Here is a 21221-nt window from a genome sequence, read left to right as displayed (position 1 = left end):
TGACCCGGCCACCGCACCTGTTGGAGGCTGCCGACCATGGCGCCTGACAACCTCCCCGAGCAGTCTCGGGGCCGCCCAGCCGCGCAACGCCCAGCAGGCGGCGTCGAGCGCGCCCCGGACCTCCCCGGCGCACACGAGGCCGCGCAGTTGGGGTTCGTCCCCAGTCCCGACCGGTACCACTGGTGGGCCGAGATCCACGCCGACGTCAAGACCCACCTAGAGCGCAAGGTAGGACCGCCGATCGAATGGTGGGCCGACCTCCATGAGCGAGAGCGCGACCGGCCGTACGCCGTCGTGCTAGGACCCAACGGGCTCGCGGTGACGACGCCAAAGGTCAACAATCAAGGCCAGCGGACCCAGAGCGTGCGCTTCGATCCGTTCGTACCGTCGAGCCTCACGCACGCCGTCGTACAGCAACAACCCACGAGAAAACGTCGTGGGTTCTTCAACCGGGACGAGCCGACGGCCGCGCCACAGTTGGAGCTCACGCAGCACATGCGCGGCATCCTCGGCAACCTGCCGCTGGAAGCCCAGCAACGCCTGCAGACACCGTTCCTCGGGACGCAGGTCATCCAGCACTACCGCTCGTACTACTACGGCACCGACGAAGAGCTCGACCTGTGGTGCTACCTCGCGGGCGACCAGACCGTCACCTTCGCGTCCGGACACCGCACGATGCCGAACGGCGCCGACCCGCAGCAGGCATCCTGGCGCCTGACCTGCTACCAGGCGGACGTCACCCGCTGAGTGCCCGGGACGGGACTCGAACCCGTATGCCTGTGAAGGCCGGGAGGTTTAAGCTCCCTGCGTCTGCCATTCCGCCACCCGGGCGTCGGACTGAGGGTACAAGCTACTGGTAGACCTTTCGGGGGTAGACGGCGTGGGCGCCGGCTACCCGGTCCAGGAAGAGCTTGCCGTTGCAGTGGTCGATCTCGTGCTGGAGGGCTCTCGCCTCGAAGGCGTCGGTGCTGATGGTGAGCTCGTCGGTCGTGCCGGGCAGGACCCCGGTCACGGTCACGCGGGTGGCGCGTTTGACGTCGCCGGTGAAGTCGGGCACGGACATGCAGCCCTCGCGGGCCTTCTCGTTGCGGGTGGCCTCGACGACGACCGCGTTGCAGAGAACAAACACCCCATGGCAGGTACGAGCCTTCGAGTGCCCGGTCACATCCAGCGCGAACATCTGAGCGGCGACGCCCACCTGCGGCGCGGCCAGGCCGACGCAGCCGGGCGAGACCCGCATGGTCGCGACCAGATCAGCCGCCAGCTGGATCATCCCGGGATCGAGCGGGTCGACGGTCGCGCCTTCAGTCGCCAGCACCGGGTGTGGGGCCCGGACGACTTCGAGGACCTGGCCCTCGACGTCGAGCAACTTAGGAGACCACGAGGTGATCACAGGTCGTCGCTCTCCGCCGGTCGCAGGGTCACGCCCACTCCGAGCTCCTCGGCGGCGATCTCGAGCGCCCGGTCCAGCATCTCCAGCTCCGCCGTCGGCGGCAGCTCGACCTCCGCGGTCAGCACGTACAGCCCACCGCTCAGCCGCGTCGCCAGATCCGTGATCGTCCCACCGGCGGCCGCGATCATCCGGGTCACCGCCGCGACGATCCCGGGCCGGTCGGCGCCGTGCACGCTCAGCATGTACGGCGCACCGATCGGAGCGTGCTCGTGCTCCGGACCCATCTTCCGGACCGTGATCACCAGCTCGCCACGCAACGGCTCCAGCGCCGACTTCACCTCGTCGAACGGCCCCGCGCAGACGATCATCATCGCGAAATGACCGCGCAGCAGCGTCATGGTGGAGTCCTCGAGGTTGACCCCGGTGCCGACCAGGGCCTCGGTGACGTCCGCGATGATCCCCGGGCGGTCCGGGCCGATGACAGTGACAGCGAGCTGACTCATGCCCGGAAACCTACCGTCGACCTAAGTAGCTCAAGAAAGCGACTTCGGTATCCGGACAGCCCCCAAGACGCCGGAGAACGCTTACACACCGCTAGATTCAGACCATGACCGAGTCCGCCAACCGCCGCCGGAGTACGCGCGACTGGGTCGTCGACAGCATCGTCTTCGTGCTCGCGGTGCTGCTCGGCCTGTGGACCTACAGCGACGGCGAGAAGGACCCGGTGAACTCGGGTCTGCTCGCGCTGGACTTCTACTCCGGTATTGCGCTGTGCCTGGCACTGTGGTTCCGCCGCCGCTGGCCGGTCCAGCTGGCCCTGATCGCGGCCGTGATCTCGATCTACTCCGACGCCGCCAGCGGACCGACGCTGGTCCTGATCATGACCGTCGCGATCTACAAGCCCTGGCGGACCTCGCTGCTCGTTTTCGCGGTGAATGCGCTTGCCCTGCTCGCCTACATCCAGGTCCGGCACAAGAATGACCCGGAAGCGATCGTCATCGCCGCCATCGCGATCTACCTCGCGGTCGCCGGCTGGGGCTTCTACATCCGATCCCGCCGCCAGCTCTTGCAGACCCTCCGGGATCGCGCCGACCGCGCCGAGACGGTGGCCACTCTCCAGGCGGAGCAGGCCCAACTCCGGGCCCGCGAGGAGATCGCCCGCGAAATGCACGACGTACTCGGCCATCGGCTGTCGCTGCTCAGCGTGCACGCCGGCGCCCTCGCGTACCGCCCGGACGCGTCCACCGAGGAGGTTGCTGGCGCTGCCGAGATCATCCGGGCCAGCGCCCACCAGGCCTTGCAGGACCTCCGCGAAGTCATCGGCGTACTGCGGGCTCCGGTCGGCGAGCTCCCTCAGCCGACGTTCGCCGATCTGCCCTTGCTGGTCGAGGGATCCCGCCGGGCCGGCCTGCCGGTCGACCTGACCCTCGACGCACCTGGCGCGATGCCGGATCACGTCGGGCGTACGGCGTACCGGATCGTTCAGGAGGGTCTCACCAACGCGCTGAAACACGCACCGGGCGAGCAGGTGACCATCACCGTGACCGGTGCCCCAGGCAACGGCCTGGAGGTCGAGGTGCGCAATCCCGCGCCGAACCGCAGACGAGGAGATGGCCAAGGTTTGAAGGGACTCAGCGAACGCGCAGCCCTGGTCGACGGTCGCGTCGAACACGGCCGCACCCCCGAAGGCGACTTCCGCCTCTTCGCTTGGTTACCGTGGCCGGCATGACGATTCGAGTGCTCATCGTCGATGACGATCCGTTGTTGCGGGCCGGGCTGAAGTTGATGCTGGGCGGTGCGCAGGACATCCGCGTGGTCGGCGAGGCCGGTGACGGCTCCGGTGTGCAGGGCCTCATCGATCGGCTCGCCCCGGACGTCATCCTGATGGACATTCGGATGCCGGGCACCGACGGGCTGACCGCGACCGAGACGGTACGACGCCGGCCGGGCGCACCCGAGATCGTCATCCTGACTACGTTCGACGCGGACGAGCACGTACTGCGCGCCCTCCGCGCCGGTGCGGCCGGCTTCGTCCTCAAAGACACCCCGCCGGCCGAGATCGTCGATTCGGTACGGCGGGTTGCCGGCGGCCAGCCCGTCCTCTCACCAGCCGTCACCAAACGACTCATCACCCGCGTCGCCGCGTCAGGTCAGGACGACCGCAAGGCCAAAGCGGTCGCCCGGCTCGCCGGCCTGAACGACCGCGAACGCGAGATCGCCGTCGCCGTGGGGGAGGGCAAGTCGAACGCCGAGATCAGCGCAACGCTGTACCTCAGCGTCCCGACCGTGAAGACGCACGTCTCCCGCATCCTCACCAAACTCGACCTGAACAACCGCGTCCAGATCGCCCTCCTGGTCCACGACGCCGGCCTCCTGTATTAGGACCGGGTGGCTCGGCGGAACTCCTCGTTGGGCATCTGCAGGCTGCCCAGGGACGTGACCTCGCGCGCGAAGAACAGCGCCAGTGTCCAGTCGAGGATGACCCGGGCCTTCCGGTTGAAGGTAGGGACGCGGGACACGTGGTACGTCCGGTGCAGGAACCACGCCGGCCAGCCCTTCACCTTCACGCCGTACAGCTGGGCGACGCCCTTGTGCAGGCCGAGGCTCGCGACCGAGCCGACGTACTTGTGCTCGTAGTCCTGCGGCGGCTGACCGTCAACCACGCGGAGGATGTTCGCGGCGAGGCGGTGCGCCTGACGGACCGCGTGCTGCGCGTTCGGAGCGCAGTACGCGCCGGTCTCCGACGTCAGGTCCGGTACGGCGGCGTTGTCGCCGGCGGTCCAGGCGTCGTCGACACCGTCGATCCGCAGGTTCGCCAGCGTCTTGATCCGGCCCTTCTCGTCCAGCGGGAAGTCGGTCGCCGCGAGCGCCGGGTTCGCCTTCACGCCGGCGGTCCAGACGATCGTGTCGGAGTCGAACTCCTCGCCGTCACTGAGGATCACGTGACCCTTCTCGCAGGACTCCAGCCGGGTCTCCAGCCGGATGTCCATGTTGCGCTTGCGGAGCTGGTTCACCGTGTACTCGCCGAGATCCTTGCCGACCTCGGGCAGGATCCGGCCGGTCGCCTCGACCAGCACCCAGCGCATGTCCTCGGGCTTGATGTTGTCGTAGTACCGGGTGGCGTAGCGGGCCATGTCCTCGAGTTCGGCGAACGCCTCGACACCGGCGTACCCGCCGCCGACGAAGACGAAGGTCAGCGCGGACTTCCGCAGCGCCGGGTCGGGCTGCGACGACGCGACGTCGAGCCGGTCGATGACCTTGTTGCGAAGGGCGATCGCCTCTTCGACGTTCTTGAACCCGGTGGCCTCCTCGGCCAGGCCGGGGATCGGCAGGGTCCGGGCGATCGAGCCGAGCGCGACCACGATCTGGTCGTAGGCCAGTTCGTACTCCGGGCCTTCCTCGGGCATCACCTTGGCGACCTTGTGTCCGTGGTCGATGCCGGTGACGCGACCGGTCACCACCCGGCAGCCCTTGAGGGTCTTACGCAGCGGCACCACGACGTGCCGCGGTTCCACCGAGCCGGCGGCTGCCTCCGGCAGGAACGGCTGATACGTCATCACCGACCGTGGGTCGACGACGGTCACGCGGATCCGGCCCTTGCGGGCGGCGCGGCGCAGGCCGTACGCGGTGTACATCCCGACGTAGCCGCCTCCGACGACGAGGATGTGCGGCACCTGGGCTGTCATCCTGTTCACTCTCCCTGAGTGGTTCTCCGACTTCATGTTCACTTCAACGCTAAGCGCTCGTGAAAGATTTCACAAACCCTCTCCGGAGTGATCTCACCCACCGAACTTCCCCCGCTCGGGGGACCGGACCGCCACGCACGCAGAACCCCTGCAAACGCCCGTCCTGAGCCGCTCGGAGCGGGGTTCTGCCTGCGTGGAGGTGCATGAATCTCATGGTGGGCCGCTTCCCGCCTGTCGAGCCAGTGCCCACGACAGCCGTCACGGAACCGCAAGCCAGCTACTCGGACTCGCCTTCCAGCGCCAGCCGGTAACCGCTGGGGGTCCGGAGCAACAGCCGACGGTAGGTCCAGCCGGGCGCGGGGTCGTTCTGCTCGAGCTCGAACTCGAGCCCGGCCGCCTCGCAGCGAGCCGCCGCTGCGTCGATATCGGAGACCCCGATCTGCCAGGTGAGCACGCTCGGCGGATCGTTCTCCACCGACGCCTGCTGGATGCCGAAGTGGATCGTGTCGGTCCCGAACGCGATGAAGTCCGGGTACTCCGACCCTTCATAGATCACCGGCAAACCGAGCTTCTCGTAGAAGGCCCGCTCCGCCGCAAGGTCAGACACGTTCAGCACCGGCGCCAACCGGGTGAACAACGCTTTCTCAGCCATACCGACCAGTGTTCCCCGCCGCCAGCTCAGCCCTTCGGTGACCACTGCAGGACGTCTTCCGCGCCGTCCTCGCCGATCTTGGTGAAGCCGAGGCGGTCGTAGAGGCGGCGGGCGTTCGGGTTGTCCCGCTCGACGTGCAGTTGCAGCGGTACGCCGTGGCCCGCCGCCTCCGACTGCAGTTCGCCGATGATCGCCGTACCGATCCCACGGTTCTGTACGCCGGGGTGCAGCTGGATCCCGTTCAGCTCGACGGAGTTCGCCGTACGGGTGATTCGCAGGCGACCGGCCCGTCGTCCGTCGACCTCGATCACGTTCAGGTCGGTCGACGGGTCGTCGATGGACTCGAGGCTCCACTCGGTGAACCCGGCTAGCCAGGCGTCCTCGTCGAAGTCGGCGGGCAGGCGCCCTTGGGCGCGGGTCGCCGCCAGGGAGACGTTGCCCAGGAAGGTGACATCGGACGGCGTGGCGGGGCGGATTCGGTACATGGCACAGCAACCTAGGCGCGCGGGTCCGCGCCCTGCCACGGCTTTATTCGCCGACGACTCCGTCGGTGGATTCGCGGAGGAGGTCGAGGTGGCCGAGGTGGCGAGCGGTTTCCTCGATCAGGTGGGCGAGCGCGTAGCGGAGGGTGAAAGTCATGCCGTCCGAGTGTGCCCGCTCGTCGAGCGGCGACGCCGCCGTGATCTCGCGGGAACGCGCGCATTCGGCCCGGTACGACGCCAACAGCCGATCGACCGTGTCCTCGGGATCGAGCGGGAAGCAGCCGTGCGGATCCTCCTCGGTCCACGGCCACTCGACGTCCAGGCCGGCGAAGTCGATCGCGAACCAGAATCGCTCCACGGCGGTGAGGTGCTTGACGATTCCGCCGGGAGTGAGCGCGGACGGGTGGACCGGGCGGGCGGACGCCTGTTCGTCGGTGAGGCCGCCGAGCTTCCGTTCGACGGTGGCGCGGAGGAAGTCGAGCAGGCCGGTCAGCGTGCCGCGCTCGTCGGTGTCCTCGGCGGGCCGGACCCGGGTGATCTCGGACATGGGGATCACCTTACGGGTGAGAGACCTTTGTGAGAGCTGTTGCTCCAACGCGGTGTTGTGCGCGTCAATAGGGTGTGGAGAACTACCGCAACCCGGTCCTGACCGCAGCTCTACTCGCGCCCCCGGCGGTCTGTGCGCTGCTGATCCCGTTCCGAGAACACTTCGACAACGCGAACGCGGCACTCTTGCTGGTGGTCGTGATCGTCGCGGTGGCGGTGTTCGGCATCCGGCTGGCCGGAGTACTCGCGGCAATCTCGAGCGCGGTGTGGTTCGACTTCTTCCTGACCGTGCCCTACTACAGCTTCACCATCAACAACCAGGACGACGTCGAGCAGGCCGTGCTGCTGCTGGCGATCGGGATCGCGGTCACCCAGATCGCGATCTGGGGCCGACGGCAACAAGCCAACGCCTCCCGTCGCCGCGGCTACCTGGACGGCGTACTCACCACCTCGCAGGCGGTCGCGGCCGGTGCGTCGACGGACGACCTGATCGAGCAGGTGCGGGCCGAGCTGACCGCCCTGCTCGGGATCGACGGGGTGAAGTTCGTTGCCGGCAGCAAGGAGACCCAGGCGCCCCGGCTGAACCCGGACGGCTCGGTGACCCGCGGATCCCATCTCCTGAAGGTGGAACGCGACGGCCTGCCGACGAACGCCGAGATCGAGCTCCCCGTCCAGCACGCCGGCGAGACCCGCGGACGCTTCCTGCTCACCGCCGCAACCCGCATCGCCCGCCCCGACCTGGAACAGCGCCTGGTCGCGGTAGCCCTCGCCGACCAGGTAGGCGCCGCCCTGGCCACCCAGCAGGCCACCCAGCCGCACGTGTGACCCCCCCCGATCCGGCCTGCGGGAGCAAGACGTCCCGGGTGGCCGCCGGTCCCGGCGTCGCGCCTGCCCATACGGGCGCGACGCCGCCAGACCGTGAGTAGCCGTCAGACCGTGAGTACCAGTTTCCCGGCCGCGCGGCCGGTCTCACTCAGCTCATGGGCCTTCGCCGCGTGCTCCAGCGGAAACACCTGATCCACCGAGACCCGGATCGCCCCTTCGTCCACCAGGCCCGCGATCGCGTCCAGGTCCTCGGTCGTCGGCGCCATCCGGAATTCGACGTACCGGATCCCGCGGTCGGCAGCCCTCGCTCGCACCTCGTCGCGGTCGGGTCCGGTGCCACGGACATCGAGCAGGATGCCGTCCGGCCGCAGTACTTCGAGGGACCGTACGGCGTACTCGGCCCCGATCGGATCCAGTACGACGTCCACGTCACCGACCGCGCTGGTGAAGTCGGTCGTGGTGTAGTCGATCAGTTCGTCGGCGCCGAGACCGCGAAGGAAGTCGTGCTTCGCCGCTCGCGCCGTCCCGATCACGTACGCGCCGCGGGACTTGGCGATCTGTACCGCGAGGTGCCCGACACCGCCCGCCGCGGCGTGGACGAGGACCCGGTCGCCCGGCCCGATCTTCGCGATGCCGGCCAGCGGCTGGTACGCCGTAAGTCCGGCGGTGGGAAGCGCTGCCGTGTGGACCCAGTCGGTCGTGGACGGCTTGCGGGCAAGGCGATCCAGGCTCGCGACGGTGAACTCGGCGTACGCGCCGTGCGGCGGGTAGACAACGCCGTACACCTCCTCGCCGGTGTCCTCGCGGGTGCCGGCGAAGTCGAGGCCGAGGACGAACGGCGGTGGGCCGAAGCGGGGGAGCAGGCCGGAGCGGATCTTCCAGTCGCTCGGGTTCACCCCGGCCGCGTGGACCCGGACCAGGGCCTCGCCCGGGCCTGGTTCGGGGCGGTCCAGCTGGGCGAGTTCGAGGACGTCGGGATCGCCGAACGTGTACTGGGTGATGGCGTTCATCGTCATGTCCCCATCCTCGACTTCAGCGGTATCTGTTGTGAAGAAGGCACTTGTTTGGTATCTAGGTACCTCATGGATACCGCGATGGCTTTCGACGACTGGGTCAAGACCTACGGCCGGGACTGCCCGTCGCGGACCGTGATCGACGTACTGGCGAACAAGTGGGCCCTGTACGTCCTCGGAGCGCTCCGTCGCTTCGACCGCCCGCTGCGCTTCAACGAGCTCCGCCGGCTCCTCGACGGCGTCACCCAGAAGATGCTGACCCAGACCCTGCGCACCTTGGAGCGCGACGGCCTGCTCACCCGGACCATCTATCCGGCGGTCCCGGTCCGGGTCGAGTACGCCCTCACCCCGCTGGGTGTGGAGGCCGGCCACCTGACCACCGCGATCGCCGAATGGTCCGTCTCCCACGCCCACCAGATTCACGCCTCGCGGGCCGACTACGACGGTCGGGAATAAAACTTGATAGCAAAGCGATTGGATTGCGCAACCGCTTTGATTTGCAGGGGTTTCGGTGGGCCGATTCTCAGATGTTGTTAAGGGTGGGACCGTAGTATCTCGATACGGCCCCGGATGTGGGTCATCAGGAGGAAACAATGCAGAGCAGTAACCCGGTGCTGAACCGGTCGAGTGCGTTCGCGCCTGGCCAGGGCCAGGCCTATCCGGGCGCCGCTCCGTACGGTCAGCCGAGTTCCTACGGCTACGGCGGGTCGGGTATGCCGCCGCAGCAGTACCAAGGCGCTCCGGCCGCGAGCCGCCCCATGACGATGGACGACGTGATCGTCCGGACCGCCGCCACCCTGGGTGTCGTCGCCGTGGTCGCGGCGATCGCCTGGAAGGCCGTCCCGGTGGAGCTCGTCCGGCCCGCCTTCCTCGCCGGCGCCCTGGTCGCGTTCGCGATCGCGATGGTGCTGTCGTTCTCCCGCCGGGTGAATCCGGTGCTGTTGATGGTGTACGCCGCCGCCGAGGGTGTGTTCCTCGGGATCGGCAGCAAGTTCATCGCCCACTGGGTCGGTGATTCCGGCATCATCGTGCAGGCCGTGCTGGCCACGATGGTGACGGCCGGTCTGACGCTGGCGACGTACAAGTACTTCGCGATCAAGGTGACGCCGAAGTTCACCAGGATGGTCATCATCGGCACGATGGGCTTCGCCGGCGTGCTGGTGATCAACCTGCTGCTGAGCCTGTTCGGTGTGCAGACCGGGATCAACGGTTTCGGCCCGATGGGGCTGCTGTTCGCCGCGCTCGGTGCCGGTCTCGCGGTGTTCAACCTGATCCTCGACTTCGACATGATCGAGCAGGGCGTCAGGCACGGCGCCCCGCAGAACGAGGCCTGGCGGGCCGCGTTCGGCTTGACCGTCACGCTGGTCTGGCTCTACTGGAACATCCTGCGCATCCTCGCCATCCTCCGCGGCGGCGACTGAACCACGGCGGCAGGACAGCCGTAATGTCTACGGAAGGGCCGGTTCAGGTGGACCGGCCCTTCTGGCATTTCCGGACGCGGTCCGTCCGGTTCCGGGTCTAGCGTGTGCCCATGACCACCGAATGGCGGCTCCTCGACGACACCCTGACCACCTGGTACGACGCTCCCTCGCACTCCGCCGGTGCCGCACTGGTCGAGCGTCTCGAAGCGGCTGGGACGGACGTGGACCTCCGGCCGAACGGTCTGCGACTGCGGACCCCGTCCGAGGAATCCGCCCGGGAGATCTCGGCAGCGGCCAAGGACCTGGGCCTTACGGCCGATCCGACGGCGCTCCAGACCATCCGGTTCGGTATCGCGGCGGCCGATCCCGTGGCGGTGCGGTCGTTCTGGGAGACCGTCCTGGGGTACGAGCCGTCGGGAGAGGATCCGTCGCGACGGGACCCGCAGCTGACGGTACGACGCCTCGACGAGCCCCGGCCGCTCCGGAACCGCATCCACGTCGACGTGGTTCGTCCGTCGGACGTAGTGGACCGCGCGAGGGTGACGACGGGCCGCGACCCATCCGGCCCATGGGGCGTGATGCTGGCCGACGACGAGGGAAACGAGGTCGACCTGGTCCCAGGTGACCCGCTGCCGGAAACGACCGGCTGGCAGACGGTGTTCAGCGCGATGACGTTCTACCCGACGACCTCTGCGCTCGAGGCGAGGCGACTGGCATCCGCTGTCGCGAAGTTGGCCGACGACGCCGGTACTCCGCTGCAGATCGACCTGCGGCCGGCGGGGGTGACGATCGACGGAAGCAAGGATCAGTGGGAGGACGACGCACCGAACAGCGGCGCGGCCTTCGTCGAGCTGGCCAAGCGCATCGAGAGCGCGGCGCACGACCTGGGTCTCGCACCGGACGCAGAGCCGCTGCGATTCGTGCAGTTCGGGATCGACGCGGTGGACGTGGAGGCAGTGCGCGCGTTCTGGGTGGCGCTGCTGGGATACCAGCCGGATCCGCGGGCGCAGGTGTCCGACATCTACGATCCGCGTCGGCTGAATCCGGTCCTGTTCTTCCAGCAGTTGGATGCGAACGACGAGCGGACGAAGCAGCGCAACCGCATCCACTTCGAGCTCGTCGTACCCGACGACCAGGTCCAGGCTCGCATCGAGACAGCCCTGTCCGCCGGTGGGCGGGTGCTGGATCAGACCCCACAGCGTTGTCTCATCAGCGACCCGGAGGGTAACGAGATCGACCTACGATGAGCGTCATGCGATTCGCGATCAAGACCTCGCCCCAGAACACCCAATGGGCCGACATGCTCGCCGTCTGGCAGGCCGCCGACGAGATCGACCTGTTCGAGTCCGGCTGGACCTTCGATCACTTCTATCCCATCCACTCCGACTCGAGCGGCCCGTGCCTGGAAGGGTGGGTGACGCTGACCGCGCTCGCACAGGCAACCAAGCGGCTCCGGATCGGCACGCTGGTCAGCGGAATCCACTACCGGCACCCCGCGCTGCTCGCGAACATGGCCGCGACACTCGACATCGTTTCCGCCGGCCGGCTGGAGATCGGCATCGGCGCGGGCTGGAACGAAGAGGAGTCCGGCGCGTACGGCATGCAGCTCGGATCGCTGAAGGAGCGCAGCGACCGGTTCGAGGAGGCCTGCGAGGTGCTTGTCGGCCTGCTCACGCAGGAGACCACGACCTTCCAAGGCGAGCACTACCAGTTCACGGACGCCCGCTGCGAGCCGAAGGGCGTGCAGAAGCCGCATCCCCCGATCTGCATCGGCGGCAGCGGGGAGAAGCGGACGCTGCGGACCACGGCGAAGTACGCCCAGCACTGGAACTTCGTCGGTGGTACGCCGGACGAATTCGCCCACAAGCGCGAGGTGCTCTACGCGCACTGCGCGGACGTCGGCCGCGATCCGAGCGAGATCACCCTTTCGTCACACGTCCGGCTGGGGCCTGACGCCGACTATGCCAAGGTCGCCGCGGACGCGGAGGCTCTCGGTGAGGTGGGGCTCGATCTGGCCATCGTGTACCTGCCGCCGCCACACACGCCCGCCGTTCTCGAGCCGCTGGCCAAGGCTCTCGAATCACTGCGCTGAACGTGAAAGACCTGCCCTTCCACCTGGTAGGGCAGGTCTTCTCTTTGTCTCCTTTGCGGCTCAGCCCATTCGCCGGTGCGCTTTGACCAGGTCGAACTCGTGAACGATGGCGGTTGCGTGCCCGTGCGCGAGTGCATACTCGCTGGAGAGCCACCGCACTCTGTCGTCAAAGCGCAGGAACGACGGTCCGTCGTTCATCAGCTGGAACCACTCGGTCATCTGGCGTCCGGTGCACCTGGGCACGGCCTCCACTAAACGCTGATGCGTCTCCTCGGAGTGGTTCAAGCCCATCTTCGCCTCCCGTGATCGGGGTACCGCGTAGTTATCGACTGTGCACCACCCGGCCGCCCGGAGGCAAGACTCCCGACATGAAAGGTGTCGCTCAGCGGACGCACAACCCAACAACTATTGACCGACGGGCACCGTCTCGGCCGATTCGTCATGGTTCTCGTCGACCCGATCGACCTCGGCCTTCGGGTGCCGGCGGCGGTGCCGGAGCTCCGCCCAACGACCGCGCGGCCCACGCTCCCGGCCGGCCACCTCGGTGGCGGCGACCTCCGTGCCGGCTTTGCGGGCAGCCTGTACGGCGGCCTCCGCGATCGGCAGGATCGCCTCGCCGCGGAACGGCTCCGGGTGGACGAACGATTCAGGCCCGACTCCCATCGCGGCAGCCACCGACGGCAGCAGCGCGGCGGACGCGGCGGCGTACCCCGTGGCCGAGGGGTGGAAGTTGTCCCGGCCCCACATCGACGGGTTGGTGCGGAACGCCTCGCCGAGCAGCGAGCCGAGGGACACGGATCGGCCGCCTGCTTCGACCACTGCGATGGTCTGAGCGGCGGCCAGCCGGTGACTCCAGGACCGGGCGACCTGCCGCAGCGGCGGCATGATCGTCCGGACCACGCCCAGGTCCGGGCAGGTGCCCACCACCACCTCACAGTTCGCGGCCCGCAACCGGCGGACAGCGGCGGAGAGCAGGCGGACCGAGGTCGACGGCGGCATCTTCGCCTTCACGTCGTTGACGCCGATCAGGATGACGGCCACGTGCGGGCCGGCCTGCAGAGCGGTGTCCACCTGAGCAGCCAGGTCGGTCGACTTCGCCCCGGTTTTCGACACGTCGACGAGTCGGACCGGGCGTTTGGCCAGTTCAGCCAGGCCGGAGGCGAGCATCACTCCGGGAGTCTCGTCCGGCGACTCGGTGCCGTAACCGGCCGCACTGGAGTCGCCGATCATGGCGAACGTGATCGGATGTCCTGGATACCGGCCATACAGACCGTTGCCCGGAGTGGGGTAGTACCTCGTCGGTCCGATCACGTGCTTCGCGTACTCGGCCTCCGCGGTCAGTACGCCGTACAACGTGGCACCGATGAGTCCGAGTCCCCCGCCCCCGAAGGCTGCGGCCTGGGCCAGCTTCTTGGCAGCCCCGGCTCTACTCATGAGTCAAGGATTACACGGTGTTATGACGACGCAAGTGAAAATAGGGTCCGTGTCCACCAAGTGGCGCGCACATCACTACAGTAAAGGCGTGCGCTACGCAGAGACACTCCTGGACCTGGTCGGCAACACTCCTCTCGTGAGGTTGTCGAAGACAACGGACGGCGCCAAGCCGCTGGTGCTCGCGAAGGTCGAGTACTTCAACCCCGGTGGCTCGGTGAAGGACCGGATCGCGGTCCGGATGATCGAGGCCGCCGAGGCCTCCGGCGAGCTCAAGCCCGGTGGAACGATCGTCGAGCCGACGTCGGGCAACACCGGTGTCGGGCTGGCGATGGTTGCCCAGCAGAAGGGCTACAAGTGCGTCTTCGTCTGCCCGGACAAGGTCAGCGAGGACAAGCGCAACGTGCTCAAGGCGTACGGCGCCGAGGTCGTGGTCTGCCCGACCGCGGTCGCCCCCGAGCACCCGGACTCGTACTACAACGTCTCCGACCGTCTGGTCCGCGAGATCGAGGGCGCCTGGAAGCCGAACCAGTACGCGAACCAGAACAACCCGCGCTCGCACTACGAGACGACCGGCCCGGAGCTCTGGGAGCAGACCGACGGCAAGATCACCCACTTCGTCGCGGGTGTCGGCACCGGCGGCACGATCAGCGGCACCGGCAAGTACCTCAAGGAGGTCTCCGGCGGCAAGGTGCAGATCATCGGCGCCGACCCCGAGGGCTCGGTGTACTCCGGCGGCACCGGCCGGCCATACCTGGTCGAAGGTGTCGGCGAGGACTTCTGGCCGGAGACGTACGACCGGGACATCTGCGACCGAGTCATCGAGGTGTCGGACGCGGACTCGTTCGCGCTGACCCGGCGGCTGGCCCGAGAAGAGGCCATGCTGGTCGGCGGTTCCGCCGGGATGGCGGCCGCGGCGGCGATCCGGCTCGCGCATGAGCTCGACGACCCCGACGCGGTCATCGTCGTACTGCTGCCGGACGGTGGCCGGGGCTACCTGACCAAGGTCTTCAACGACGACTGGCTGGCGCAGTACGGCTTCCTCGCGCACGCCCGCCAGGGCAAAACGCTCGGCGACGTGCTGGCCGGCAAGGACGGCAGCCTGCCGCCGCTGGTGCACACCCACCCGCACGAGACGATCGCCGAGGCGGTCGCCATCCTGCGCGAGTACGGCGTCTCGCAGATGCCCGTCGTCCGGGCGGAGCCGCCGGTGATGGCGGCCGAGGTGGCCGGCGCGGTGTCGGAGCGGACGCTGATGGACGCGTTGTACTCCGGCAAGGCGCGACTGGCCGACATGGTCGAGCTGCACATGGACGAGGCGCTACCGTCGCTGGGCGCCGGCGAGCCGGTCACGAAGGCGGTCGAGCTGCTCGAAGGTCGGGACGCCCTGATGGTGCTGGACGACGGCAAGCCGGTGGGCGTGCTGACCCGGCAGGACCTACTGGTCCACCTGTCCGCCGACTGAGTTGGTTAGCGGTCTACGACTGACGGGATGATGGCGATCAGTGCCGTGATCACGATGCCGATCACGATGACTGCCGCGCCTGCGATCTGAAGGATTTCCATGTCTCAAGAGTCCTTCAACGACGCGCTGCAGACATCGGCCTCTGGATCGGTCTTTCGCTCATCCCAAGGTCGTACGCGGTGACCCCCGGACTCCTACTTCAGGAGTCCGGGACATCACCCATGGAACGCCACCGCCCGCAAAGGACACCGCTGCGCGGCGGCTGCCTTTTGGCCGCCTTCGGCGGCGTGCTACCGCTCTGGAGCGAAAGCTATAAAGCCTGGTCAGGTGTTCCCGCGGGGGCGGGGAAAGGTCACCATTGCGCGCTGGCTGTCCACGTGGAAGCAATCTGGCAGGTACTGCGGCGGGCAGGGTTTCGCAATGTCAACGAGCGTTATCTGCAGGGCTCTTGAGATGTTGGGTGGCCCGACGCGAAGCAGTTGCGAGGCCTGACCACGATCGCCCGCACCAAGGACAGACAGACGTTAGCGATGCGGACCCTCGATGTTCAGAGCGTGCCGATGCGACCGGCGAAGTCTCGTACGCCGTGCAGGCTGTTGCTGCGGTCGCCGGAGAGCAGGTCGCGGGTCAGTTGCTGTGCCCAGGGACGGAAGCGGACTTCCTGTGGGGTGTCTCGCTCGGCGGTGACGAGGGCTTGGAAAGCGGCTTGCCTGTTGCCACGTCCGTGGAGGGCGAGGGCGGTGTCTTCCCAGTAACGGGCGCGACGCTCGGGGGCGGCAATGCCGGCGGGGTCGACCAGGCGGGCGTAGTCGACGGCTGTGCCGAAGTCGCCGAGAACCCGCGAGATGCTGATTTTGTAGACGGCCAGGTCGAGCATGTTGAAGCGATCGTTCTTGGTGAGGCGCGTACGGCGTGCGGCAGCCTCGGCCTCGCCGAGCAATGTCCAGGCGCTGTCGCGGTCATCGCGCAGCGCGGCTGTGTAGGAGGCGGTGGCAAGTAATTGCCCGTAAATAGCGGCGGCGCTGGTGTCGATCAGGCCCGTATCGGTCTGTAGTTGGCTTGCCGCGTCGAGCATGAGCCGCTGGGCGCCTTCACGGTGGTGGGTTCGCCGCATCACGGTGGCCGCCCAGCGGCGGGACTCGGCCAACGTCAGTGGGTCGTCGCCGGCGCGGGCGGCTTGGACCGCGCGGTCCGCTGTGGCCCAGGCCATCCCGTCGTCATGCAGTTTGACCAGCAATTCCGTAGCCAGGCAGTAGGCCTGCGCCAGCCGCGTGGACGACGGTCCGACCTCGCTGGCGGATGCGGCGTCGCGGCCAGCGACTGCCTGCGCGAGCAGCTTGGGAAGGCGGCGGGCGAGCTGGCTGTAGCGGGTGGCGCGGAAGTCGGCACGCGCCGCCGCGATCTGCGCCCCCACTTGGTGATCAGGAATGGGCGCGGCGGTGGCTCGCCCGAACAGCACGTCCTCGATGGTGTCGGCCATTCCGTACGCGGCGGCCGCCTGGCCCAGGGGCAGCACTGCTGCGCCGGTCACGACCGCGGCGGTCGTCGCGAGCAGGTCGCGTCGGCGCATCGGATCACCATCCTCATCGACACCTGCGCTCAGGCTAGCGGTGCTCAGGCCGGAGACCGGGCGCGACAGTCCGAACAGAGGCTCAGGGATCCCGAAAACCTCCGCGAGACGGCGCAGGTCGCGGACGTCCCAGGCACGGCCAGGTTTCGTCTCCATCCGGCTCAACGTCGACGCGGAGACCCCGGCCAGCTGCGCTGCGTCCTTCAGGCTCAGTCCGGCGGCCACGCGGGCGATTCGGAGAACGGTGCCGAAGTCGCCGTCGTCGGCTGCCTGTGCGACGGCCGACATCGTGGTCCAGGCGGAGGAAGTACCCACGGTCACCTCGATGCACTACGGCGGGAGTTTGAGCGTGACCCATGTTTGCAGGTTGTGCAAGCCGATTGCACTCTGAGTGGTCACATCTCTATCCGGGGCCTCGCGGGCCGGTGTCCTAGGAGCAGCGAACTCGAGCTGACAGGGAGCCCACGATGCGACATCAGACCATGTTGACCGGCGGTATCGGCCTGACTGGCCCGGATCGCGAGGTGCCGGCGCTCAGAAGCGAGTGCCGCTCTGTGAGCTCCCTGAACCGGCGGGCCTGCGCCACTCAACACCTCCGGGCGGACCTCCTCACCGCATCAGGACGCGTACGCGGATTCGTCACCCGCCCGGCGCAGGCCCGCCCCAAACCCGGAGTCCTCAGCTCACCTGTGCCCCTGGCGCGGCGAGGCGCTTGTTCCGGTGGGCTGAGGACCCCCTCCCGAGCTCGGTGGGCGGGCGTACTGACCCCTGCGTCTGCGCCCGTTCGCCGACACCAAACTCAATCCGGACACCACACCGAGGAGCGGAACCGATGACGACCGATACCATGATCCTGCCCCACTCAACCAGCACTGGCATTGCCCCGGCCGAGCGATCCGTTCTGCTGGCCGGGCCGGCCGGCCTTCGTCACGAAGCCCAAGGTCCCGAGCCCGTGACGGTAGCCATACAGGTCGCCCCGGACGCACTCACCGTTGCAGCGAACACCGCGGTCGTAAGGCTCGATGCACCGATGCGCGCGCAATGTCGCGGCCTGGCACCCTTGTTCCTGCTCCGGGCCTTCGACGGCCGGTGGACACCGTACACACAGCAGTCCTTCACCGGTGACGATGTCCTGTTCGTCGTGCTGCCAGGTCCCACGCTGACCGGCGATCTGTCCAGCGCGAACCAGGTCATCTGGACCGGCCAACTGGCTGAACGTCACCGTGCCTGTGGGCCGAAGGCCGTCAACCATCAACGCTGGTTCGTCAACGCACTGCCCGGTCAAGAGCTCGAGTACAAATTCACCCTCCAGGGCCAGCCTGACCTGTGGCGTCTGACCACCCTAATCCTGGACGCCGTTCGCGACGGTGGCCTGCAAGACTGGATCTGCGAACACGGCAACAACGGCGGCTTCGAGCAATGGGACTTCGACAACCACCTGTTCGAGATCACCACGCCTCGGACCGATCGCGGCTACATCGCGTTCATCCCGGCCGTGAACGGCACCTGGATCATCCGCCGCAAGAGGTTCATCGCCGATGCCGAGATGCGTCACGAGGACCTGATCGAGGGAGTGGTGCTCGGGCCGAACCCAGACCTACCCGCCGTGATCGCCGACCGCTGGGGGCTGCGGCCGGCCTGGGGAGAGGTTTACCGAAGGGTCCGGTACAACGTCTTGCTGGAGTCACTGGCCTCGGGACATGTCTTCTCGATCATGCTCGACAGGTGTACCGACCGCGCCGGGCTGGTTGATCCCTTGCACCAAGTCGAGGTCGAGTACGTCCGCACCCGCACGCTCCGCCCGGTCGACTTCAGCCTGCTGCACAGCGAATACGAGCAATTGGTTGCCTTCAGTCGCGAGTTCTTGGCGAGCCACGGTGTGGCCAGCCTGGAGGATCACTGGTCGAAGCTATCCTGGCTGCGTCCTGCAGCCGGATTGCAGTCGACGTGAACGGCCTCAAGAGGGGGATCCGCAGTGGGTATGCCGCGCAAGCTAGCCCTCTATGGGCTGGCCGGCTCCGGCAAGTCCACCGTCGCCGCAGGACTCAAGACCGGGCTGGAAGAGCGCGGCCACACCGTGCAGGTCATCAAGCTCGCCGAACCGCTCTACCGGATCCAGGGCCATGTCTACGCAACGGCTGGCAGACCAATCGGACCATGGGAGCACGACAACGACGTGCTGCGCACCGTGGCGACCTGGTTGCGCCGCATCAACCCCGGCTACCTGGCCAACGACTTCCTCACCCGAGTCGCGCAAGCCACAACCTCGGTCGTGATCAACGACGACCTCCGCGACGCGGCTGTCGACTACCCCAGGCTGGCGGCCGACGGGTTTGCGTTCGTTCACGTCAGCTGTACCGACGAGGTGCGTGCTCAGCGTCTGCACGCCCGCGGAGACCACACCATCGTCCCCGATTCCAACGCCACCTGGGGCTACGACACGATCTGCGCGGACTACAGCGTTGACACCACAACGCTCACGCCGCGCGATCTGCACGACCAGGTCGACACCCTTCTCACCAAGTGGCTGGCCCAACCGCTCGACTAGCGGTCCGCGCGTCCAGCCCTGAGCTGGACAGCGAGGACCAAACCGTGAACTCCACGAACTCCGTACCGAAGCAACTCCCTCTCCTCATCGCGCTCGACTCCCCAGCTGGCCGTGATCTGAACGTGGTCGGAGCGAAGTTCGCCAACCTCGCCGCCGTAGCCGACCGGCTCGACGGCCGCGCTGCCGTGCCGCATGCTGTTGGCATCCCTGCCAGCGCCTTCACGGACGCGCTCGGGTCTGATGGCACCTCGGCACTGGCGGAGCTGTTTCATGAGGTGGCTGCCACAGCCGGCAACGAACTGATCAACCTCGACGCACGGCTCGCCGCGATTCTCGAATCGCTCACGCTGCCATCGGCCTTGTGGAAGGCGTTGGCCGGCTGGTGCGCCGATGCCAGCAAGAACGGTCCGTGGGCTGTCAGGTCGTCCAGCCTCGTCGAAGACGGCACCGTTCGCAGCCATGCCGGCCTGTACGAGTCGTTCCTGCACCTGACGACGCTCTCCGACATCGCCGAAGCGGTCACCGCCTGCTGGACATCGTTCTACAGCCCGCGAGCCGTCCTAGCCCGGCTCCGAGCCGGAGACACCGACCCGGCGCCGCGGATCGCGGTCATCGTCCAGCGGATGGTGGATGCCGACCTCGCAGGCGTCGCGTTCACCCAGGACGACCGAACCCTGGTCTGCGCGACCGTCGGCACCGGTGAGCACCTCGTCTCCGGCCTGACCGCAGCTCACCGCTACGACATCACCGACCACGCTGCCCCGCCACCGCCGTACGACCAGATCGCTGACCTGGCAGGCGAACTGCGAACTCAACTGGGACACGAGGTCGACATCGAGTGGGCATGGCACCCGGAAGGGCTGCGGCTGCTCCAGGTCCGGCCGGTCACCGCCGCCCTGTCGATGGCTCCACCCGCCGGACCGGTCTTCGCCACGACCTCGCTGTACAACAGCGAGGACCTTCCCACCGGCATTGAGCTCGGTGACTGTGCCGACGTCTACCTCAGCGTCACTACCAAGCGCAGCCCGGCCTTCGGGCTCGCTGTCCGGCATGGTGTCACCGTCGACGATGGCTGGCTGATCACCCTCAACGGAAACGGTCTCAACGACCCGGCCATGCGGCCGCAGTGGTGGGACCAGTTGCCAGGCGAAGTCATCCTCGACCTTGGCCCGTCCGCACGCCAGAACATCCTGCCCTCCGAGGACTTGCCACGGTTCTTGAGCACAGTCCTGAACCTCCAGGGCGACCCACACGCCCGGCACACCCTCCTGCTGCGGCCATTCATCCGTGGGGCCTCCGGCGCCGTCACCTGCGCCAAACCTGACGGGTCTACCACGATGGAACACTCCGCCGAGAGCCTGCTGGCCATCAACCGCGGCCTTACCAGCCCGGGCTCGCTCGACCTGCCTGCATTGAACGATGAGCAGTCCTGGGCCGCACTCGAGGCACCAGACCCCTGGAGCCTTGACCAGCTGCGGCAGGTGGCCGCTTTCACCCACACCCTGACTGAGCTCTATCCAGGCACTTATCTCGAATGGGTCCACGACAAGCAGGCACCGCACTTCATCGACTACTCGATCACCGACACCGGTCCGGCCAGCAGTTGGACCGGAAGCACGCTCAGCGCCGGTGCAGCTCGCGGCCCACTGCTGATCCTGCCCGACGACGAGACCCTGACTCGCCTGTCGATCGCACCAATCGTGTCGATCAAGGGCGATGCCGACGTGCCCGAAAGCCACTACATCACCAACCTGCTCGAACGCATCGCCGAACTCCCGACACCCCCGATCGTCTATGCAGACCGACCGTACGTCATCTTGTCCCGACTCATCGGGCACGTCGCCGGATTCGCCTTTGCCGGCGGATCTGACCTGTGCCACCTTGCGATCCTCATCCGCGAAGACCACGTACCGGCCATCGTCGCCAACCTTCCCGACGACGTAGGCGACGGGCACCTCGCCATCATCGACAACGGCCGTCTCCACCTCAGAGCGCCCGCGCAAACCTGACGAAACCGGCCCGGGCGACGCCGTCACAGCGACGTGACGGGACCGGTTCCTCAGCGCCGATATCCCGAGCCTTCCGCCGTCATCGTCT

At 67.6% G+C, this 21221-nt stretch carries 22 protein-coding genes and 1 tRNA gene; 12 read left to right on the top strand and 11 right to left on the bottom strand.

Annotation, left to right across the window (positions count from 1 at the left end):
• Positions 1 to 36: 36 nt before the first annotated feature.
• Positions 37 to 747, top strand: a complete 711-nt coding sequence (locus EV650_RS35400) for a hypothetical protein (RefSeq protein ID WP_134123502.1) — start codon at positions 37 to 39, stop codon at positions 745 to 747.
• Position 748: 1 nt separating this feature from the next.
• On the opposite strand, the gene EV650_RS35395 is transcribed toward EV650_RS35400, so the two are convergent.
• From EV650_RS35395 to EV650_RS35385, 3 genes are all read right to left on the bottom strand, one after another.
• Positions 749 to 831 (bottom strand) — tRNA-Leu (locus tag EV650_RS35395).
• A gap of 19 nt (positions 832 to 850) precedes the next feature.
• On the bottom strand, positions 851 to 1393 hold the full coding sequence (gene def / locus EV650_RS35390) for a peptide deformylase (protein WP_134123501.1): 543 nt from the start codon (positions 1391 to 1393) through the stop codon (positions 851 to 853).
• Positions 1390 to 1896 carry a glycine cleavage system transcriptional repressor gene (locus tag EV650_RS35385; RefSeq protein ID WP_134123500.1) on the bottom strand — a complete coding sequence of 169 codons (507 nt, stop codon included), beginning with the start codon at positions 1894 to 1896 and terminating at the stop codon, positions 1390 to 1392. Before EV650_RS35385 ends, def begins: the two co-directional genes overlap by 4 nt.
• A gap of 104 nt (positions 1897 to 2000) precedes the next feature.
• Between EV650_RS35385 and EV650_RS35380 the strand changes: the two genes are divergently transcribed.
• Together EV650_RS35380 and EV650_RS35375 are read left to right on the top strand one after the other, a co-directional pair.
• Positions 2001 to 3122, top strand: a complete 1122-nt coding sequence (locus EV650_RS35380) for a sensor histidine kinase (RefSeq protein WP_134123499.1) — start codon at positions 2001 to 2003, stop codon at positions 3120 to 3122.
• Entirely contained in the window at positions 3119 to 3775 is a 657-nt protein-coding gene (locus EV650_RS35375) for a response regulator (protein ID WP_134123498.1), read from the top strand. The genes EV650_RS35380 and EV650_RS35375 overlap by 4 nt, the downstream gene beginning before the upstream one ends.
• On the opposite strand, the gene EV650_RS35370 is transcribed toward EV650_RS35375, so the two are convergent.
• The 4 genes from EV650_RS35370 to EV650_RS35355 form a co-directional block, all read right to left on the bottom strand.
• Positions 3772 to 5079, bottom strand: coding sequence for an NAD(P)/FAD-dependent oxidoreductase (locus tag EV650_RS35370; protein ID WP_134123497.1), 1308 nt, complete (start codon positions 5077 to 5079; stop codon positions 3772 to 3774). The genes EV650_RS35375 and EV650_RS35370 overlap by 4 nt on opposite strands.
• Before the next feature lie 277 nt (positions 5080 to 5356).
• The gene (locus tag EV650_RS35365; RefSeq protein ID WP_134123496.1) at positions 5357 to 5731 is read right to left on the bottom strand and encodes a VOC family protein; all 375 of its coding nucleotides are present in this window, start codon (positions 5729 to 5731) and stop codon (positions 5357 to 5359) included.
• A gap of 26 nt (positions 5732 to 5757) precedes the next feature.
• On the bottom strand, positions 5758 to 6216 hold the full coding sequence (locus tag EV650_RS35360) for a GNAT family N-acetyltransferase (protein ID WP_134123495.1): 459 nt from the start codon (positions 6214 to 6216) through the stop codon (positions 5758 to 5760).
• A 43-nt stretch (positions 6217 to 6259) separates the two neighbouring features.
• Positions 6260 to 6760, bottom strand: coding sequence for a DinB family protein (locus EV650_RS35355; RefSeq protein ID WP_134123494.1), 501 nt, complete (start codon positions 6758 to 6760; stop codon positions 6260 to 6262).
• Positions 6761 to 6834: 74 nt separating this feature from the next.
• On the opposite strand from EV650_RS35355, the gene EV650_RS35350 reads away from it, so the two are divergent.
• Entirely contained in the window at positions 6835 to 7584 is a 750-nt protein-coding gene (locus tag EV650_RS35350) for a DUF4118 domain-containing protein (protein WP_134123493.1), read from the top strand.
• A gap of 104 nt (positions 7585 to 7688) precedes the next feature.
• Here the strand turns inward: EV650_RS35350 and EV650_RS35345 are convergent, their stop codons facing one another.
• Positions 7689 to 8600, bottom strand: a complete 912-nt coding sequence (locus tag EV650_RS35345) for an NADP-dependent oxidoreductase (RefSeq protein ID WP_134123492.1) — start codon at positions 8598 to 8600, stop codon at positions 7689 to 7691.
• A gap of 78 nt (positions 8601 to 8678) precedes the next feature.
• On the opposite strand from EV650_RS35345, the gene EV650_RS35340 reads away from it, so the two are divergent.
• The 4 genes from EV650_RS35340 (at position 8679) to EV650_RS35325 (ending at position 12110) form a co-directional block, all read left to right on the top strand.
• Positions 8679 to 9053 carry a winged helix-turn-helix transcriptional regulator gene (locus EV650_RS35340; RefSeq protein ID WP_238174683.1) on the top strand — a complete coding sequence of 125 codons (375 nt, stop codon included), beginning with the start codon at positions 8679 to 8681 and terminating at the stop codon, positions 9051 to 9053.
• A 137-nt stretch (positions 9054 to 9190) separates the two neighbouring features.
• Positions 9191 to 10018 (top strand): Bax inhibitor-1/YccA family protein, encoded by an 828-nt coding sequence (locus tag EV650_RS35335; RefSeq protein WP_134123490.1) that lies wholly within the window; start codon positions 9191 to 9193, stop codon positions 10016 to 10018.
• A gap of 110 nt (positions 10019 to 10128) precedes the next feature.
• A complete protein-coding gene (locus EV650_RS35330) occupies positions 10129 to 11265 on the top strand; it encodes a VOC family protein (RefSeq protein WP_134123489.1) in 1137 nt (378 codons plus the stop codon).
• 5 nt (positions 11266 to 11270) lie between these two features.
• Complete coding sequence (locus EV650_RS35325) at positions 11271 to 12110, top strand: LLM class F420-dependent oxidoreductase (protein WP_166678384.1); 840 nt, start codon at positions 11271 to 11273, stop codon at positions 12108 to 12110.
• A 60-nt stretch (positions 12111 to 12170) separates the two neighbouring features.
• Here EV650_RS35325 and EV650_RS35320 read toward each other — a convergent pair whose 3' ends face one another.
• Both EV650_RS35320 and EV650_RS35315 read right to left on the bottom strand, forming a co-directional pair.
• Positions 12171 to 12401 carry a DUF4287 domain-containing protein gene (locus tag EV650_RS35320; protein ID WP_134123487.1) on the bottom strand — a complete coding sequence of 77 codons (231 nt, stop codon included), beginning with the start codon at positions 12399 to 12401 and terminating at the stop codon, positions 12171 to 12173.
• A 114-nt stretch (positions 12402 to 12515) separates the two neighbouring features.
• On the bottom strand, positions 12516 to 13544 hold the full coding sequence (locus tag EV650_RS35315; protein ID WP_134123486.1) for an SGNH/GDSL hydrolase family protein: 1029 nt from the start codon (positions 13542 to 13544) through the stop codon (positions 12516 to 12518).
• Positions 13545 to 13632: 88 nt separating this feature from the next.
• On the opposite strand from EV650_RS35315, the gene EV650_RS35310 reads away from it, so the two are divergent.
• On the top strand, positions 13633 to 15006 hold the full coding sequence (locus EV650_RS35310; protein ID WP_134123485.1) for a cystathionine beta-synthase: 1374 nt from the start codon (positions 13633 to 13635) through the stop codon (positions 15004 to 15006).
• Positions 15007 to 15553: 547 nt separating this feature from the next.
• Here the strand turns inward: EV650_RS35310 and EV650_RS35305 are convergent.
• Positions 15554 to 16897, bottom strand: a complete 1344-nt coding sequence (locus tag EV650_RS35305; protein WP_202875203.1) for a helix-turn-helix domain-containing protein — start codon at positions 16895 to 16897, stop codon at positions 15554 to 15556.
• Between the two features lie 511 nt (positions 16898 to 17408).
• On the opposite strand from EV650_RS35305, the gene EV650_RS35300 reads away from it, so the two are divergent.
• From EV650_RS35300 to EV650_RS35290, 3 genes are read left to right on the top strand one after another with little or no spacing between them, the layout of a single operon-like run.
• Positions 17409 to 18527 carry a hypothetical protein gene (locus tag EV650_RS35300; protein WP_134123484.1) on the top strand — a complete coding sequence of 373 codons (1119 nt, stop codon included), beginning with the start codon at positions 17409 to 17411 and terminating at the stop codon, positions 18525 to 18527.
• A 30-nt stretch (positions 18528 to 18557) separates the two neighbouring features.
• Entirely contained in the window at positions 18558 to 19124 is a 567-nt protein-coding gene (locus tag EV650_RS35295) for a hypothetical protein (RefSeq protein ID WP_134123483.1), read from the top strand.
• A gap of 44 nt (positions 19125 to 19168) precedes the next feature.
• Positions 19169 to 21133, top strand: coding sequence for a PEP/pyruvate-binding domain-containing protein (locus tag EV650_RS35290; RefSeq protein WP_166678383.1), 1965 nt, complete (start codon positions 19169 to 19171; stop codon positions 21131 to 21133).
• The last annotated feature ends 88 nt before the right edge of the window (positions 21134 to 21221 follow it).

Origin of the sequence: Kribbella kalugense, assembly GCF_004365875.1 — a bacterium.
GTDB lineage: Bacteria > Actinomycetota > Actinomycetes > Propionibacteriales > Kribbellaceae > Kribbella > Kribbella kalugense.
The sequence above is the reverse complement of the archived record's forward strand: the minus strand, read 5'-3'. Positions and strand labels throughout refer to the sequence as shown.

Coding starts and splice junctions, on each gene's coding strand:
- EV650_RS35400 (WP_134123502.1), top strand. CDS start 37: ATGGCGCCTGACAACCTCCCCGAGCAGTCTCGGGGCCGCCCAGCCGCG.
- EV650_RS35385 (WP_134123500.1), bottom strand. CDS start 1,896: ATGAGTCAGCTCGCTGTCACTGTCATCGGCCCGGACCGCCCGGGGATC.
- EV650_RS35380 (WP_134123499.1), top strand. CDS start 2,001: ATGACCGAGTCCGCCAACCGCCGCCGGAGTACGCGCGACTGGGTCGTC.
- EV650_RS35375 (WP_134123498.1), top strand. CDS start 3,119: ATGACGATTCGAGTGCTCATCGTCGATGACGATCCGTTGTTGCGGGCC.
- EV650_RS35370 (WP_134123497.1), bottom strand. CDS start 5,079: ATGACAGCCCAGGTGCCGCACATCCTCGTCGTCGGAGGCGGCTACGTC.
- EV650_RS35365 (WP_134123496.1), bottom strand. CDS start 5,731: ATGGCTGAGAAAGCGTTGTTCACCCGGTTGGCGCCGGTGCTGAACGTG.
- EV650_RS35360 (WP_134123495.1), bottom strand. CDS start 6,216: ATGTACCGAATCCGCCCCGCCACGCCGTCCGATGTCACCTTCCTGGGC.
- EV650_RS35355 (WP_134123494.1), bottom strand. CDS start 6,760: ATGTCCGAGATCACCCGGGTCCGGCCCGCCGAGGACACCGACGAGCGC.
- EV650_RS35345 (WP_134123492.1), bottom strand. CDS start 8,600: ATGACGATGAACGCCATCACCCAGTACACGTTCGGCGATCCCGACGTC.
- EV650_RS35340 (WP_238174683.1), top strand. CDS start 8,679: ATGGCTTTCGACGACTGGGTCAAGACCTACGGCCGGGACTGCCCGTCG.
- EV650_RS35335 (WP_134123490.1), top strand. CDS start 9,191: ATGCAGAGCAGTAACCCGGTGCTGAACCGGTCGAGTGCGTTCGCGCCT.
- EV650_RS35330 (WP_134123489.1), top strand. CDS start 10,129: ATGACCACCGAATGGCGGCTCCTCGACGACACCCTGACCACCTGGTAC.
- EV650_RS35325 (WP_166678384.1), top strand. CDS start 11,271: ATGCGATTCGCGATCAAGACCTCGCCCCAGAACACCCAATGGGCCGAC.
- EV650_RS35320 (WP_134123487.1), bottom strand. CDS start 12,401: ATGGGCTTGAACCACTCCGAGGAGACGCATCAGCGTTTAGTGGAGGCC.
- EV650_RS35315 (WP_134123486.1), bottom strand. CDS start 13,544: ATGAGTAGAGCCGGGGCTGCCAAGAAGCTGGCCCAGGCCGCAGCCTTC.
- EV650_RS35300 (WP_134123484.1), top strand. CDS start 17,409: ATGACGACCGATACCATGATCCTGCCCCACTCAACCAGCACTGGCATT.
- EV650_RS35295 (WP_134123483.1), top strand. CDS start 18,558: ATGCCGCGCAAGCTAGCCCTCTATGGGCTGGCCGGCTCCGGCAAGTCC.